The sequence below is a fragment of the Pseudomonas sp. EL_65y_Pfl2_R96 genome (genome assembly GCF_963970905.1).
Classification (GTDB): domain Bacteria; phylum Pseudomonadota; class Gammaproteobacteria; order Pseudomonadales; family Pseudomonadaceae; genus Aquipseudomonas.
In genome coordinates, this window is sequence record NZ_CAXAQH010000395.1 from 1 (window position 1) to 434 (window position 434).

Consider the following 434-nt stretch of genomic DNA (forward strand, 5'->3'; position numbering starts at 1 on the left):
GTCGAGCGGGATGTTGACAATGCGCGTCTCGTGGAAGTCGTCGGGCAGGGTGCCCGACAGCGGCTTGATCATGTTCCAGCCCCAGTCCTGCCGCAGCTGCACGTCGAGAATCTCGACCGCAAGCACGTCACCGGGCTCGGCGCCCTTCACGGCGACGGGGCCGGTGAGGATGTGGCCCGGCAGCATGCGCTCGTTCTTGGCGTGGACCTCGTCCATTTCCGGCGGAACGTGAAACCGGCTGCGGTCTGGCAGCATGTCCGGGCCGCCGCTGATGGTATCGATCGTCACCTCGTCGCCGCTGTCGATCGTCAGCACCGGCTTGAGCGCGGCTTCGAAGAATCCCCAATGGCAGGTGGCCGGGCTGGAATCCAGGTGGTGATGGGTCATGGGCGCGCTGCCTTTGCTGTGTCGCCGGGCTTGACCGGGCGATCGAT

The 434-nt window shown here is 66.1% G+C and carries 1 protein-coding gene; it reads right to left on the reverse strand.

Annotation, left to right across the window (positions count from 1 at the left end):
- Positions 1–387: acetamidase/formamidase family protein (locus tag AACY49_RS31230; RefSeq protein WP_339528206.1), on the reverse strand; the 387-nt coding region annotated here is incomplete at its 3' end.
- Positions 388–434 lie beyond the last annotated feature (47 nt).